Genomic DNA, 532 nt, shown 5'->3' on the forward strand with positions numbered 1-532 from the left:
TGATTTTTATAGATTAGCTTTTAGCTACGTGAAAAATCCGGATGATGCGGTAGATATTTTACAAGATTCTATTCATAAAGCCATTTCCTCAAAAGATAAGTTGAAAAATGAACAATCTTTAAAAGGTTGGTTTTATAGAATTGTAGTAAATACATCATTAGATTTTTTACGAAAACAAAAAAAAATAACGGTTATGGATGAAGAAACAATTGAGTTGCATACGCCAGGCAAAGATGATAATTATTCAGATATTGATCTGGAAAGATCATTAGAATCTTTACCAACTAAATATCGGTCAGTAATTGTTTTAAGATATTTTGAAGACTTAAAGATCGAAGAAGTTGCAGATATTTTACAAGAAAGTCCAAATACAATTAAAACCCGTTTATATAAAGCTTTAGAAATACTCCGGATTAAAATGAAATGAACTTATTTTTTAGGAGGCCAATTAGTTGGATAAAAAATTAGAAAAATTAAGATCGGACTATAAGAATGTACCTATCCCGGATAATCTGGATATTATTGTTAAAAA

1 protein-coding gene is annotated in these 532 nt (G+C 28.0%); it reads left to right on the forward strand.

The window, feature by feature from the left end; translation table 11 throughout:
* Nucleotides 1–427, forward strand: a 427-nt coding sequence (locus B7R67_RS21835) for an RNA polymerase sigma factor (RefSeq protein WP_142289610.1), incomplete at its 5' end; no start/stop codon positions are given.
* Nucleotides 428–532: the final 105 nt, after the last annotated feature.

The organism is Gottfriedia luciferensis (genome assembly GCF_002156865.1).
Classification (GTDB): domain Bacteria; phylum Bacillota; class Bacilli; order Bacillales; family Bacillaceae_G; genus Gottfriedia; species Gottfriedia luciferensis.